The sequence below is a fragment of the Paenibacillus brevis genome (genome assembly GCF_018919145.1).
Lineage (GTDB): Bacteria > Bacillota > Bacilli > Paenibacillales > Paenibacillaceae > Fontibacillus > Fontibacillus brevis.
Genome location: NZ_JAHLQJ010000023.1, coordinates 50,613 through 64,663, shown reverse-complemented (window position 1 = coordinate 64,663; position 14,051 = coordinate 50,613). Strand labels below are relative to the sequence as shown.

Below are 14,051 nucleotides of genomic sequence, written 5' to 3'. Positions count from 1 at the left end.
TGATAGGCCTGAGGTGGAAGTGCAGCAATGTATGGAGCTGACAGGTACTAATCGGTCGAGGGCTTATCCAAATATCTAATTCAGATCTACGTTTCGTATCCAGTTTTCAGGTGATTAAGCATCTGAAGCCGTTTGGTGGCGATGGCGGAGGGGTTCCACGCGTACCCATCCCGAACACGACCGTTAAGCCCTCCAGCGCCGATGGTACTTGGACCGAAGGGTCCTGGGAGAGTAGGACGCCGCCAAGCAACACAAAGAGCACTGCCGATAACTCGGTGGTGCTTTTTTAGCGATTCTTAGACTGTTCTCAAGCAAAAATCTAGAATTTCGAGTGGGCAGGCCATTAGAAGGTTAAGAAGTAGTAAGAAATGCTCGGTAAAAGCTGACCAATAGAAAAGAAACTGTAAATTGGATTGTCACTATATCCCATCTTAAAAAGGATACAATAGTAATAGAATATTTAACTACATGGAGGAGAACCCGATGAACAGCAAACATAAGCGGAGAACCGTTAGAACAACTTTAAATAGTAAAATGCTGCTGCTAATGGGTGTAGCGGCAGGATCCTTGCTGCTGAGCGAAATGCAAGCAGGAGATAATCTGGTAGCGGCACAGGCCTCCGGTCAGTCAACCGATCAAATGATAGCAGCCCAATCGAAATCAATGGCAGTCACGAGCAATCTGGTTGAATTGAAGGCAAATGGGAAGAAGGCAACCCAGCAGGGAATGTTATTTGACAATAAAACCTGGGTTCCGTTAACGTTTTTACGTGATGAGCTTAATTTGTCGTTAACCTATGAATCGGCCAGTCACACATACACCATTACCCAAGATTATCAGAAGCTGAAGGTAACCTTGTATGAAGGCGGTGTCACTTCTTACCTCAATGGCCACTACCTGGGGACTCCTAGTGCCAAGCTGGTAAAGGGAAGAATCTACGTTCCATTCCAATGGCTCAAGGATTATTTGGGCTATGAGGGGGTGTGGGACGGCAAGCTGAAGCAACTGGATATCGTCAAGTCTCAACTGAATAATCTGGAGATTAAGACGGTTAGTCATCGAGAGGATAATGCCGATGCCGTGGTTACATTAAATGTTCCATCTGTTGCTATACCTGGTAATACTGCAGCGGAAAAGGCGATCAACCGTGTCCTCGAAAAGAATAACTCCGAATTTCAAGAGTATATAGCTGAAGCATTGAAAAATCGTGAAGGAGAGTCTAACCTGGCCCCATACGAATTTAATTCTTCCTATGTAGTTTCTTATAATCAGAAGGGACTGCTCAGTCTTTTCATCGATAAATATGAATATACCGGTGGTGCCCATGGGATGACAGTACGGCAGGGCTACACCTTCAACTTGAAGGATGGCAGCCTGCTTACGCTCAAGGAGCTATTCGGAGACAATTCTGACTATATGAAGGTCATTAACGGAGAGATCAAGGAGGGCTTTGAGTCCCATCCTGGTTATTTTGGAGGATTCAATGGGATTGGCAGCGATTTTACCGACTATTACTTGCAGGCCGATAAAGTGACGCTCTTCTTCCAGGTCTATGAATATACCCCTTATGCGGCCGGTATTCCGGAGTATTCGATATCCTATGAGGAGCTGTTGAAGAAGAATAGTCGTTATCAGAATCTGCTTCCATAAGGAAGGGAGAATGTAACCTTTTTGTTACCGATTGGTATAGGGACTAACGTTATAATGAAGACTGGCGACTTGTCATTAGGCAAAAGGGCCTATCCGTGTTCTATATCAGCTACAACATCACATGCAGCTATAAGCTCTCGGAATATAGATTGGGTAAGGAGGAGATCAGCATGCGGCTGAGAGGAATCAGGTATTCCTTGTGCTTCATGAGTGGAGTCCTGATGACGCTACTAATCATAACAGGCTGCACAGATTCTGAGCCTTCCTGGACAACATTTGTCGGTTCAGCAGTTGAGAAGAGCTTTCCGGTGCCTAAGGAAGCCAAGCGGACCGAGACGGCAACGAACAATACGAAGGTAGACTATGTACATTATTCCATGTCTGGGCTCCGTGAGGATGATCCTGTACCTGAACCCTATGTGAAGGCAATTACGGAATGGGGATGGAAGGAGAATACTCAGGAAAGTACCGGAACAACACGTGTATTTACAAAAGATAAATTGGTCGTTCAATTGACCATGCATAAGAATTCCTTTACCGTACTCGTTCCTAAAATGCAAGAAAAGACGATTATAAAAGGACTGGAAAGTAATCAGTAGGCACGGATATATGAACAAGGAAAGAGCCTGATTCCGCACATGTGCGGAGACAGGCTCTTTTTATCCAGGCAGTGCAATTAAGGCATATAGTAGGAAGTATCTTGCGGAGTAATCTTGATCATGCCGCCTTTAGGCTGCTTTCGCATCCCGATCAGGATGTACAGCTTCGGCGACAGGAGCCACAGATGCCATAGGACTAAGGAAATGATGAAGGCAGGAGGGGACCAGGGAATCAGGGCAGCAAAAAGGCAGATGCCGATCCAGGTAATATGTAAGTGAGACAGGCGAAAGGTGCTGTAGGTCACGAATTGATCTGGCAAATACCCCAGCCAAGGAAGTCTCCAGCTGAACCGCCACCGTTTACGGTAGGATTGGCTGACTATAATAAGTACGGAACGGGCAATGACAAAGTGAATCCAGAGAACGATCGGGATCGCCAAGAGGAAGTAGAACAGACTGGTCCAGGAGAAAAACACCATCGTTGCCGCCAGCCAAATGAAGGGAAGCGTTAAAAAGCTGCTGATTAGCGGGCGAGGCACAGTGAGTCTTTTTAATAGTCGATAATGATAAAAAGTTGCGTTATTTCCGTTATCTGCAGGCATCAGCGATAGAATCCTCCCCTGAAACAAGTGATGTTGCATTTATTTGAAAATGGTACACTCTGAATAATATATCGGATAAAAGTAAGATTTTTTGAGATGCTTCTGTACAAACACCCATCAGCCAAGGGGCGCATATACATATATCAGGAATGAGCTATGAAAAGGTTTAAATTGATAGAATATGTGCCATACTGGTAGTAAAACAAATAAGGTGGGATGGAACATGGATGAGCTTACGCCAAACACATGCATTATTTGTGGGGAGCCAAAGTCGGAAGGCATTCATATTGTATCTGAATTTATCTGTGATGCTTGTGAGGCGGAAATGGTTCATACGGATGTCCAAGAGGATAAATATCATTTTTTCGTCCATCGCATGAAAAGGATCTGGATCGGGGAAAATGCGTAATGTGGGGCCGTAATCCATATAAGGCAACAAAAAAAAGATATGAAGGAACATGAGAGGACCTGATTTTAGCGATAAGGTCCTTTTGTATTGCCCGTAAGCGTACATAGGCGTTACAATGAAGCGAAGGCGTTACGATAGACAAGCCGGAAGGATCAGGATATAGATTGAATCAGCAAAATGATAGATCAGGCGGACAACAACAGAGCCGGGCTCCGCTTTATGAAGCGCTTCTTGCATACAGGGAGCGCAAGGATGCTTCCTTTCATGTACCTGGGCATAAGGATGGGGAGGCTGCGCGGCAGATTGAGGGCAGCTATGCAAGCGCTGCCGGCCATCAGCTGGCCGGGATGATGGAGCTGGACGTGACGGAGATTACCGGCACGGATGATCTGCATCATCCGGAGGGCGCCATCCTGGAGGCGCAATGCTTGGCCGCGGCGGTGTTCGGCGCCGAGGAGACGTTTTTTCTGGTTGGCGGCAGCACGGCCGGCAACCTGGCGATGATCCTGAGCGCGTGCAGCGCTCCAGGCGATGTGCTGCTCGTGCAGCGCAATGTGCACAAATCCGTGATTCACGGTTTGATGCTGGCTGGAGCACGAGCCGTGTTCCTCGCGCCGCGGCTGGACCCCGCGAGCGGCCTGGCGACCATCCCGTCAGAGGCGACGGTGCGTGAAGCCCTGGCCCGGTATCCCGGTGCCAAGGGGCTGCTCGTGACGCATCCGAACTATTACGGGATGGGAGCCAGCCTGGCGCCGCTGGCGAAGCTCTGCGCGGCGAGCGGCGTACCGCTGCTCGTGGACGAGGCGCACGGCGCCCACTACGGGCAGCACCCGGCGCTGCCGGCGAGTGCCCTGGCACAGGGCGCCAGCGCGGTCGTGCAGTCCACGCACAAGATGCTCGGCGCCCTGACCATGGGCGCCATGCTGCATGTGCAGGGCGGCCTGCTCGACCGCACGCTGCTGAGGCAGCGGCTGGCGATGGTGCAGAGCTCGAGTCCATCGTATCCGATTATGGCCTCGCTCGACCTGTGCCGCTATCAGCTTGCCTCCAGCGGCACAGCATACTTCGAGTCCGCGCTAGCAACTGCGGACAAGCTGCGTTGCGGCATCCGGGAGCTGACCCGTTTTGGGCTGCTTGCACCTGAACCGGGCGCAAGCGGAGCCGATGCCGCATATGCTATACAAGATCCCTTCAAGGTGGTGATCTACGATGCCGCAGGGATCTGGAGCGGGTACCAGCTCCAGACCCTGCTGGAAGCAGCTGGCTGCGTGCCGGAGATGAGCGATGAGTGCTTTGTCGTGCTGGCGCTTGGCCCAGGATCGCGTCTCCAGGATGCCGATCGGTTGCTGAAGGCCTTGGAGGAGATGTCGAAAGATGATGTTTCCACGTGGAACATCGCGAACAAAGAGGTTCAGCCATCCCTGGAACGAGCCGATAAAGGAAATAAGTCTGGGGCAGAGCTTGAACCGGTATCTTCCCCGGTCCGCTTTAGCCTTCGTCCGATTGCAGCCGGGAATATAGAATCCGTTCCCTTGTCTGACTGTGCGGGAAGGCTGGCTGCTGAGATGGTCGTGCCTTATCCACCAGGAATTCCGATTCTGTATGCCGGTGAGCGGATCAGCGAGCAACTGAGCCTGCAGCTTCATCGGCTTAGGGATTCTCAAGCAAAATGCCAAGGCGTCAAAGATGTCACACTATCTACCATTCAAGTCATTAAGGATATAGAAGAAAGTAGGGAATTCCTCGTTGAACGTTCATGAACAGGTACAAGAAGGAGCAAACCGCCGCAGAGGACTCTTCATTACGCTAGAGGGGGGCGAGGGAGCGGGTAAATCGTCGTTGATGGACGAAGCGGCTCGTACACTTGAGGCTCGCGGAATCCAGTATCTGACGACCAGAGAGCCCGGGGGAATCCGAATTGCCGAGAGCATACGCGAGATCATCCTGAATCCCAGCCATACGGAGATGGATGCCAGAACCGAAGCCCTGCTCTATGCGGCGGCCCGGAGGCAGCACCTGGCAGAAAAGGTGGAGCCGATGCTCGCGCAGGGGATTACAGTATTGTGCGATCGCTTCGTCGACAGCAGCCTCGCATATCAGGGCTATGCCCGCGGATTAGGAATTGAGGAAGTGCTCTCTATCAATATGTTCGCAACCGCCGGCAGATTTCCGGATCTGACCTTTTATCTCGATATTGAGCCTGAGCAAGGGCTTGCTCGTATCGCGGCAGGACAGGGGCGGGAAGTAAACAGGCTTGACCTGGAGGGTCTTTCGTTCCATCATAAAGTTAGGGAAGGCTATCGGATTGTATCCGGTATGTTCCCGAGCCGAATTCACGAGATTGACGCATCCGGCCCTTTCGAGGAGGTAGCTGCGACATTAAATGCCAGACTGGATGCGGCATTAGAGGATTTTGGGGTATGATTGTCAAATAAGTAAAAGTGGTTAATTATTGTTATCAAACCGAGGAGGGAATGCAAATGAAACTGATCATCGCTATCGTTCAGGATAAGGACAGCAACCGTCTGTCCGGCGCATTGGTGAAGGAAAATTATCGTGCCACCAAGCTGGCCAGTACCGGGGGATTCCTTCGGGCTGGGAATACCACATTCATGATCGGTGTAGAGGACCATCAGGTGGAAGGCGTCATGAACGTCATTCGCAACAGCTGTAAAGTTCGCGAACAGCTGGTAACTCCGGTAACCCCGATGAGTGGAACAACAGATTCCTATTTGCCGCTTCCGGTAGAGGTACAAGTTGGAGGAGCAACCGTGTTTGTAATGCCGGTTGACCGTTTTGAACATTTTTAAAGGATGTTCAAAGAGCCATCTTTTGAACACGCATTTTAATAGAAGCCTTAAAGCTATTAGATAATTTGCAGACAGGCGGTGAAAGAGCACATGAAAATTGATCCGGGTTACAGGCCGCTAAAGAGCAGCCTTAGTGGTAGTGATAACGCAGCAAGGCCAATTCAGGCGAAGAGCTTCTCTGATGTGATGCAGCAGCATGGGGAGCAGTCATCGAAGGAAGAGCTTGCACGCAAATTCAAGGAGATCCAGCTTCAGGGAGACCGGCTTGCACGTTCCATGACAGTTAGGGAGCTTAAGGCTTACCGGACAATGGTCAAGCGATTTCTGGAGGATACGGTCCGGCGCGGGGTGGGCATCAAAGAATCCCGGGGCTGGGATCGCAGAGGCCGGGGCAAGCGATATAAGCTGCTGGATGAAGTCGATGCTGCTCTGCTCGCAATGGCGGATGAATTACTGGAGACTGAGCAAGGGAAGATTGAGCTTCTTCAAAAAATCGGTGAAATCCGTGGGATGCTGATCAATATTTGTTACTAGGAAGGTAAAATACGATTATGTCTTTCAAGGAAATCATCGGACAAGAGACTGCTAAGCAAATGCTGCAGAACGGTCTTCGGCAGCATAAAATATCTCACGCATATATATTTAACGGGCCGCCGGGGAGCGGACAGAAGGAAATGGCGATGGCCTTCATACAGGCGTTGTACTGTACGGAAGGAGAGGAAGAGGCGTGCGGCGAATGTCTGGAATGCCGCAAGGTGCTTCACGGTAATCATCCCGATCTCCATCAGGTCTATCCCGACGGCTCGACCATTAAAATAGATCAGATTCGCGATTTGCAGCGGATTTTCTCCTATCGGTCAGAGCAAGGCAATCCGAAAGCTTATATCATCGACCAAGCGGAGAAAATGACGGTGCAGGCAGCGAACAGCCTGCTGAAGTTTCTGGAGGAGCCTCCGTCACCTGCGGTGGCTATTTTATTAACGGACAATGGACGGGCTCTTCTGCCGACCATTCAATCAAGAGCTCAATGGGTGCCATTCCTGCCTTTAGAGCCTGAACGGATGCTGCAAATATTGGTAAGCGAGGGTTATCCCGGTGCTTTGGCCCGATGCGCGGTTCAAGTCGCGTCAGGACTGGCGGCATGCCGGGATTTGTTGCAACAGAATTGGTTTGCAGAAATTAGAAACGTAGTGTTACAATTAGGGAAGGAAACCGCAGGCCGTGGCGGTTCTCCACTTGTATCAGCGCAGCAATCTATATTCAAGGCAGGTCTTGGTGAACACCTGGACATGCTGCTAGATCTTTTTCATGTATGGTTCAAGGACATGCTCCATGCACTCTATCATAGACATGACCATATTGTTTTCATAGATGAGCTGGATTTTATTATGAAGCAGGCTTCCACGCGCAGTGCGGACTACTGGATTCAGGGGATGGCACTTGCGGCGGAGAGCAAGAAGAAGCTTCGTCAGAATATGAACGGCCAGCTCTGTCTTGAGCAGTTCTTGATCGCGATTGGCGCCTAAGGAACTGCCTATCTTGCTGCCCGGCTTCATTTATGGTTGCGGGTCAGCGGTTTTAAACTTTCTCCCGTGAAAAACGTGGGGTTTTGGAACGTCCGCCAGGTTTTTATAAAGTGTGTTTTCAGGATACAAGGGGGTTAGTTTTTGTACACTGTAATAGGCGTCCGCTTTAAAAAAGCGGGCAAAATATATTACTTCGATCCTCTCGAGCTCCCTGTGGAGAAGGACCAGAGCGTCATCGTTGAGACGGCGCGGGGGATCGAGTACGGGAAGGTAGTCGTCGGGAAGAAGAACGTGGGCGAGCAGGATGTCGTCCTTCCGCTGAAGAAGGTTATCCGGATTGCCGACGATTCCGATGCACGTGTTGTGGAGGATAACAGGCTTGCGGCAAAAAATGCATTTGCCACATGTTTAAATAAAATTAAAGACCATGATCTGAAGATGAAGCTGGTGGATGTAGAATTCACGTTTGACCGTAACAAGATCATATTCTACTTCACGGCTGAAGGACGAGTTGATTTTCGTGAACTGGTCAAGGATCTGGCAAGCATTTTCCGTACACGGATTGAACTCCGTCAGATTGGAGTCAGAGATGAAGCCAAGATGCTCGGAGGAATCGGTCCTTGCGGACGCGTGCTCTGTTGTTCTTCCTGGCTTGGCGATTTTGAACCGGTATCAATCAAAATGGCTAAGGACCAGAGCCTGTCACTGAACCCGACCAAGATTTCCGGGCTGTGCGGGCGGCTGATGTGCTGTCTGAAGTTCGAGCATGACAACTATGAGAGCGTGAAGGAAGAGCTTCCATCTGTAGGCAAGATTGTTATTAGCTCTTTAGGTGAAGGCAAAGTGGTTGGTCTTAACGCGGGAGCACGCACGGTTCATGTGCAGCTGTTTGACGTAGGTAAGGTCAAGGAGCTTCCGTTAGATGATGTAGTTGTGAAATAGAATCTAATTCAAGAAAGACTTTAGAGAATGACTCTGGGGTGGGAACTTGGAGAATAAGGATATATTCAAACATGTGCAGGCGCTGGAGACACAAGTGGGAAAATTTCACGGCGATTTAGGCGCACTGATGCTGGAAGTCAAGAGGCTGGTAGAAGAGAACCAGCAGCTTCGTCTGGAGAATGAGAAGATGCGTAAGATCATGAAGGGAGAGGCCAAAGAGTCCGCCCCTGCTTCCACATCTTCATCTCGATCCGTTGCCCCCTCTGCTGGAGGCAAAGAAGCAATAGATGTCGTTGGAGAGGGCTATGACAATCTGGCGCGTCTCTATCATGAAGGTTTCCATATATGCAACGTATATTATGGTCATTTACGCACTGAGGGCGATTGCCTGTTCTGCTTGTCATTTTTGAATAAATAACGAACCGTAGGGGTCCCTACGGTTTTTTTTAGATTTTTTGCAGACATATGCCGGAGAACGGTAGCGATAGAGGAGAGCTTTCAAGTTGAAGAATCAAGTAACGATCTATGATTATGAGCGGGTTGATGACCTGCTGACCCAGCGGCTCGGTATTATACAAAGTGAAGAGGTGTTCAGCTTCTCGATGGATGCGGTGCTTCTGGCCAGATTTGCTTCTATTCCAAGTAAAGGGAAGATCCTCGATCTCTGTACAGGGAACGGGGTTGTACCGCTGCTGCTATCCACCAGAACCAAGGCAAGCATCGAAGGGATTGAAATTCAGCCCCGGCTTGCGGATATGGCGAGAAGAAGTGTGGAGATGAATGGGTTGACAGCACAAATCGCTATCCGGGAAGGAGACCTGCGGGAGTTATATAAAGAGGCGGGGCATGGGAGTTATGATGCAATTACGGTTAATCCTCCTTATATGCCCGTATATTCCGGAGAATCGAAGCTAAATCCCCATCAGGCTATGGCCAGACATGAGATCCACTGTAATCTTGAGGATGTAGCCAGAGCCGCAATGCGGCTTGCAAGGCCAGGCGCAAAGGTGTCGATGGTGCACAGACCCCAGCGGTTGGGTGAGATTATATCTGTATTTCGGCAATACCGTCTGGAGCCTAAATTAATCCGGTTTGTCCACCCGAGGGCGGATGCAGAAGCCAATATGGTATTGATTGAAGCCCTACGGGATGGAAAGCCGGATGTCCGCATCCTGCCCCCATTAATTGTTTATAATGAAGATGGACAATACAGTCCGGAGATTATGCAGATTTATTATGGATCAGAGAGGGAAGAGCATGACCATTCAAATTCAGAAGAGCTTTGAATCAAACCCTAAGACGGGAAGTCTCTATCTCGTCGGAACCCCGATCGGCAACTTGGAGGATATGACTTACCGGGCGGTGCGCACGCTTAGCGAGGCAGATATTATTGCTGCTGAGGACACGAGACAGACGCGGAAGTTGCTAACGCACTTCGAGATTTCTCCCTCCAAATTGTTCAGTTATCATGAGCATAACAAGGCTGCCAGCGGACCCGAATTAATTCGCTATATAATAGAAGGAAAAAATTTAGCGTTGGTCAGCGATGCCGGATTACCGGCGATTTCAGACCCGGGCAGCGACCTGGTTCGACTGGCTGTGGAACAGGGGATTCCTGTGATTCCCATCCCTGGAGCAAACGCGGCCCTTTCGGCACTGATTGTCTCAGGTCTGCCTACGGAACGCTTTCAATTTCTCGGGTTTTTGCCCCGTGAATCTAAAGAGCGTAATAGCTTGCTGGAATTACTGCAGGATGAACAGAGCACCTTACTATTCTATGAATCTCCCCACCGTGTTATAAAGACCTTGACGGCTATGCAGCAAGCATGGGGGAGTCGGCAAATTGTATTAGCCCGGGAATTGACAAAACGGCATGAAGAAATGGTTCGGGGGACAATCAGCGAATGCCTGACCTGGTTGGAGGAGCACCCGCCGCTGGGCGAATACTGCATCGTTGTATCCGGTGAAGAGCAGAGTAAAGTGAAGGAGCGTCAGGATGCCTGGTGGCAAGTATTATCGGTAGAAGAGCATGTGGCTTATTATGAGGCTGAGGAGCAGTTTTCTCGAAAAGAGGCCATGAAAAAAGCAGCGGGAGATCGGGGAATATCCAAAAGAGATATCTACAAGCATTTGCTGGAGGGCGGTAAAGAAGAGGAATAGCGGTAAAATTGCCAAATTAGACAAAAAAGGGGCCTTCACAGGCTGGGTTCAAGCCTGGAAGGCGCCAAGGAGATATGAAAAAGGTTAGAATTAACAAATTTTTATAAACCTATTATATACTATAAATCTTAATTTGTCACAGGGGTAGGAAGCTGAGTAATGCATTCGTGGCAAACAATTTTGCCTTTGAAGTAAGTTACGTTTTCAGCATTACCACAGAAAATGCAAGCAGGCTCATATTTTTTCAACATGATCCGTTCGCCGTCCACATAAATCTCAAGCGCATCTTTCTCGCCAATACCGAGTGTGCGGCGCAGCTCGATTGGAATAACTACCCGTCCCAGTTCGTCTACTTTTCTTACAATACCCGTTGATTTCATCATAACCTATGAAGGCCCCTCTCGCTATAGTATAAAAGTGTCATGATTCGACAAACTTCTATGTTTTATGATATTTATGATACCAACCATTGCCAAATCAGTCAACCTATTTATGGCAGAGTTCATCATTATTTCTAAATATTTTTTGTAGCTTAGCGCTGTTAACCCGATTTTACTATAAAAAAACGATACGATCTTATTCGACATTTTGGAAGAATATACAACGACATAATTCGACATCACACGACACCAATTACCTTTTTAAGCCATTATCCTGTAGATCTGAAGAATTTTTTTGTAAAGGAGAGGTTGATATGGAAAAGCAATTGAAGGAAGAGAAAGTTTTCAAGGACCCAGTACATAATTATATTCATGTGCAGGATGAAATTATCTGGTCACTCATTAATACGCATGAATTTCAGAGGCTTAGACGGATCCGTCAGCTGGGCACCTCTTATTTGACTTTTCATGGCGCGGAGCATAGCCGGTTCTCCCATTCGCTGGGCGTCTATGAGATTACGCGGAGAATCATCTCCCAATTTGAACGTGCCGAATATCCGGATTGGCCGGAGGAGGAACGGATGGTGGCCCTATGTGCGGCCCTGCTTCATGATTTGGGGCACGGACCGTTCTCTCATTCTATAGAACATGCCTTTCAGATGAACCATGAGGATTGGACGTGCAAGATTGTGCTTGGCGATACGGAGGTTGCAGCTGTACTGCGCCGACTAGGCGAGGATTTCCCTGAGAAGGTGGCTTCTGTCATTCGGAAAACCTACGAAAAAGCGATCGTAGTCAACTTGGTGTCGAGTCCGTTAGATGCCGATCGCATGGACTATTTGCTGAGAGATGCTTATTTTACAGGTGTCGAGTACGGAACCATCGATATGGACCGGATTCTTCGAATGCTGCGTCCTTATCAGGGGCGAATTGTCGTGAAGGAATCAGGGATGCATGCCGTGGAAGACTATCTCATGTCCAGATATCAGATGTACTGGCAGGTTTATTTCCATCCGGTGACCCGAAGCTCGGAGATTATTTTGCGGCAAATTTTCAGAAGAGCTAAGGAATTATTCGATGCCGGGCATTCGTTCCGATTTTTGCCTGATCCGCTCCCGGGCTTGTTCCAACGGGAATTAACGGTTCAGGAATATCTGCTGCTGGACGAAGCACTGGTACAAACTGCCTTTATGCAGTGGCGTCTGGAGTCAGATGAATTGCTTGGTCAACTATGCAGCTGTTTCTTGGATAGAAAACTGTATAAATATGTAGAAGTTGAATCTCTGGATATGGAGACTATTGACGATATTCGGCATGCATTTGAAGCAGCAGGACTCCATCCAGATTACGATCTGGAAATTGATTTCCCGACCGATCTGCCTTATGATGTGTTTCGTCCTGACAATGAGTCCACGGAGAAGCAAATCCTGCTCCTGGACAAGCATGAACGGCTTGTAGAAATATCTGAAGTATCGGATATCGTTCGTTCGATCAGCGGCTTGCACCGGGGAAAATACCATTTGTACTTTCCTTACGAGAAGGTAAAGGCTGTATTGAATCGGCTTCCGGAATCTATAGCATCAATATTTATACAGAATTGATAAATAGAATTTAGGATTTGCACGCTATGGCTTCCACAGTTTTATTTCTCACTTTTACCTTATTGTCGCGTCTAAATTTCAACTTTTCACTTTCTTAGGAGGTTAACAGCAATGGAGCTATTTGACACCCATACCCATATGGACTCGAAGAATTTTGACGAAGACCGTGCAGAAACCATCGAACGCGCTCGAGAACAGGGTGTTACACGGATGATCAATATTGGATTTAACCGGGAAACGATCCCCACCACGATGAAATTTGCGGAAGAATATGAGTTCATCTATGCGGCCGTGGGCTGGCACCCGCAGGATGCCATCACCATGAAGGAGGAAGACCTGGATTGGATTGCCGAGCTGTGTAAGCATGAGAAGGTCGTTGCGATCGGCGAGATCGGTCTGGATTACTATTGGGATACCTCGCCGAAGGAGGTACAGCACGAAGTATTCCGTAAGCAGATCCGCCTGGCCAGGCAATTGGGCATGCCCATTTCGATCCATAATCGGGATGCGCATGAGGATGTGGTTCGAATTCTTCGGGAAGAGAAGGCAAGCGAGATTGGCGGTGTGATGCACTCCTTTTCAGGAAGCTGGGAAATTGCCAAAATGTGTCTGGATATGAACTTTCATTTGTCGTTTGGGGGGCCGATTACCTTCAAAAATGCAAAGCAGCCAAAAGAGGTCCTGATGAAGACGCCATTAGATCGTTTACTTATCGAGACGGATTCCCCTTATTTAACACCTCATCCATTTAGAGGGAAAAGAAATGAGTCCGGATATGTGCGTCTGGTAGCCGAAGCAGCAGCCGAGCTTCTAGGGAAGGAACTGGAAGAAATTGCGGGAATTACGACCCGAAATGCACTGGAACGATTTGGAATACGGTGAAAACGGGAGGAAAAGCAATGAAAAACAGAGGTAAACGGAAAGATGAATGCATTTTAATCATCTGACAGGAGATTATTACATTTTTTTAACCATATTTTAAAATAAACGTTCTTGATCCGTCCTTTACAATCTGCATCGAAACAAGTTAGAATCTTTTCAGTAATCGATTTGGCACCCTCCATGTGTAGATGGATAGGGTCCGGATTACAGCGTTCCATGAACCAGTCTCGCTGAATCTCCGAAATGGAGAGCGGGGGAACCAAATACGCCATACCGGCTACCAACACGGATGACAGAAAGTGTGCCGGAATGATCTGTAATTGATTTCTTTACTCGGGTCTATGGGGTGAATTCGAGGTCATTGCGCCATGAGCGAATGAACTGAGAAGGGGCGGCACTCTCGCGTCCTAACCCGACAGCTAACCCCGTAAGCGTACGTTGAGAGGGCAAACTCGTGCATCCTATTACACCAAGACAACTCGGAAGCCAC

Annotated in this window: 16 protein-coding genes, 1 rRNA gene and 1 riboswitch; of the genes, 15 read left to right on the top strand and 2 right to left on the bottom strand. The window is 48.6% G+C overall.

What is annotated here, in order from left to right; genetic code table 11:
* Positions 1 to 131: 131 nt before the first annotated feature.
* The 3 genes from rrf to KQJ23_RS20680 all read left to right on the top strand — a co-directional run bounded on the left by rrf (position 132) and on the right by KQJ23_RS20680 (position 2,249).
* Positions 132 to 248 (top strand): 5S ribosomal RNA (gene rrf, locus KQJ23_RS20690).
* Positions 249 to 483: 235 nt separating this feature from the next.
* The gene (locus KQJ23_RS20685) at positions 484 to 1,650 is read left to right on the top strand and encodes a PdaC/SigV domain-containing protein (protein ID WP_216480815.1); all 1,167 of its coding nucleotides are present in this window, start codon (positions 484 to 486) and stop codon (positions 1,648 to 1,650) included.
* 170 nt (positions 1,651 to 1,820) lie between these two features.
* The gene (locus KQJ23_RS20680; RefSeq protein WP_216480814.1) at positions 1,821 to 2,249 is read left to right on the top strand and encodes a hypothetical protein; all 429 of its coding nucleotides are present in this window, start codon (positions 1,821 to 1,823) and stop codon (positions 2,247 to 2,249) included.
* 77 nt (positions 2,250 to 2,326) lie between these two features.
* On the opposite strand, the gene KQJ23_RS20675 is transcribed toward KQJ23_RS20680, so the two are convergent.
* Positions 2,327 to 2,851 (bottom strand): hypothetical protein, encoded by a 525-nt coding sequence (locus tag KQJ23_RS20675; protein ID WP_216480813.1) that lies wholly within the window; start codon positions 2,849 to 2,851, stop codon positions 2,327 to 2,329.
* A 223-nt stretch (positions 2,852 to 3,074) separates the two neighbouring features.
* Between KQJ23_RS20675 and KQJ23_RS20670 the strand changes: the two genes are divergently transcribed.
* From KQJ23_RS20670 to rsmI, 10 genes are all read left to right on the top strand, one after another.
* Positions 3,075 to 3,260 carry a sigma factor G inhibitor Gin gene (locus KQJ23_RS20670; RefSeq protein ID WP_044482627.1) on the top strand — a complete coding sequence of 62 codons (186 nt, stop codon included), beginning with the start codon at positions 3,075 to 3,077 and terminating at the stop codon, positions 3,258 to 3,260.
* 164 nt (positions 3,261 to 3,424) lie between these two features.
* Positions 3,425 to 5,020: an aminotransferase class I/II-fold pyridoxal phosphate-dependent enzyme gene (locus KQJ23_RS20665; protein WP_216480812.1), complete on the top strand. Its 1,596-nt coding sequence runs from the start codon at positions 3,425 to 3,427 to the stop codon at positions 5,018 to 5,020.
* Complete coding sequence (gene tmk, locus KQJ23_RS20660) at positions 5,007 to 5,684, top strand: dTMP kinase (RefSeq protein WP_216480811.1); 678 nt, start codon at positions 5,007 to 5,009, stop codon at positions 5,682 to 5,684. Before KQJ23_RS20665 ends, tmk begins: the two co-directional genes overlap by 14 nt.
* 56 nt (positions 5,685 to 5,740) lie before the next feature.
* On the top strand, positions 5,741 to 6,070 hold the full coding sequence (locus KQJ23_RS20655; protein WP_212943251.1) for a cyclic-di-AMP receptor: 330 nt from the start codon (positions 5,741 to 5,743) through the stop codon (positions 6,068 to 6,070).
* Positions 6,071 to 6,160: 90 nt separating this feature from the next.
* Positions 6,161 to 6,604 (top strand): YaaR family protein, encoded by a 444-nt coding sequence (locus KQJ23_RS20650; protein WP_044482623.1) that lies wholly within the window; start codon positions 6,161 to 6,163, stop codon positions 6,602 to 6,604.
* A gap of 17 nt (positions 6,605 to 6,621) precedes the next feature.
* The gene (holB, locus tag KQJ23_RS20645; protein ID WP_044482622.1) at positions 6,622 to 7,596 is read left to right on the top strand and encodes a DNA polymerase III subunit delta'; all 975 of its coding nucleotides are present in this window, start codon (positions 6,622 to 6,624) and stop codon (positions 7,594 to 7,596) included.
* A 141-nt stretch (positions 7,597 to 7,737) separates the two neighbouring features.
* Positions 7,738 to 8,538, top strand: coding sequence for a PSP1 domain-containing protein (locus KQJ23_RS20640; RefSeq protein WP_216480810.1), 801 nt, complete (start codon positions 7,738 to 7,740; stop codon positions 8,536 to 8,538).
* Positions 8,539 to 8,584: 46 nt separating this feature from the next.
* Complete coding sequence (yabA, locus tag KQJ23_RS20635; RefSeq protein WP_216480809.1) at positions 8,585 to 8,956, top strand: DNA replication initiation control protein YabA; 372 nt, start codon at positions 8,585 to 8,587, stop codon at positions 8,954 to 8,956.
* Between the two features lie 85 nt (positions 8,957 to 9,041).
* A complete protein-coding gene (locus KQJ23_RS20630) occupies positions 9,042 to 9,824 on the top strand; it encodes a tRNA1(Val) (adenine(37)-N6)-methyltransferase (protein WP_216480808.1) in 783 nt (260 codons plus the stop codon).
* The gene (rsmI, locus tag KQJ23_RS20625) at positions 9,796 to 10,698 is read left to right on the top strand and encodes a 16S rRNA (cytidine(1402)-2'-O)-methyltransferase (RefSeq protein ID WP_216480807.1); all 903 of its coding nucleotides are present in this window, start codon (positions 9,796 to 9,798) and stop codon (positions 10,696 to 10,698) included. The genes KQJ23_RS20630 and rsmI overlap by 29 nt, the downstream gene beginning before the upstream one ends.
* A 128-nt stretch (positions 10,699 to 10,826) precedes the next feature.
* Here the strand turns inward: rsmI and KQJ23_RS20620 are convergent, their stop codons facing one another.
* Positions 10,827 to 11,081, bottom strand: coding sequence for an AbrB/MazE/SpoVT family DNA-binding domain-containing protein (locus tag KQJ23_RS20620; protein ID WP_044482617.1), 255 nt, complete (start codon positions 11,079 to 11,081; stop codon positions 10,827 to 10,829).
* Between the two features lie 311 nt (positions 11,082 to 11,392).
* Between KQJ23_RS20620 and KQJ23_RS20615 the strand changes: the two genes are divergently transcribed.
* Both KQJ23_RS20615 and KQJ23_RS20610 read left to right on the top strand, forming a co-directional pair.
* Positions 11,393 to 12,679 (top strand): HD domain-containing protein, encoded by a 1,287-nt coding sequence (locus KQJ23_RS20615; RefSeq protein WP_216480806.1) that lies wholly within the window; start codon positions 11,393 to 11,395, stop codon positions 12,677 to 12,679.
* Between the two features lie 111 nt (positions 12,680 to 12,790).
* Positions 12,791 to 13,561, top strand: coding sequence for a TatD family hydrolase (locus KQJ23_RS20610; RefSeq protein WP_216480805.1), 771 nt, complete (start codon positions 12,791 to 12,793; stop codon positions 13,559 to 13,561).
* A 218-nt stretch (positions 13,562 to 13,779) separates the two neighbouring features.
* Positions 13,780 to 14,011: riboswitch (cyclic di-AMP (ydaO/yuaA leader) on the top strand.
* The last annotated feature ends 40 nt before the right edge of the window (positions 14,012 to 14,051 follow it).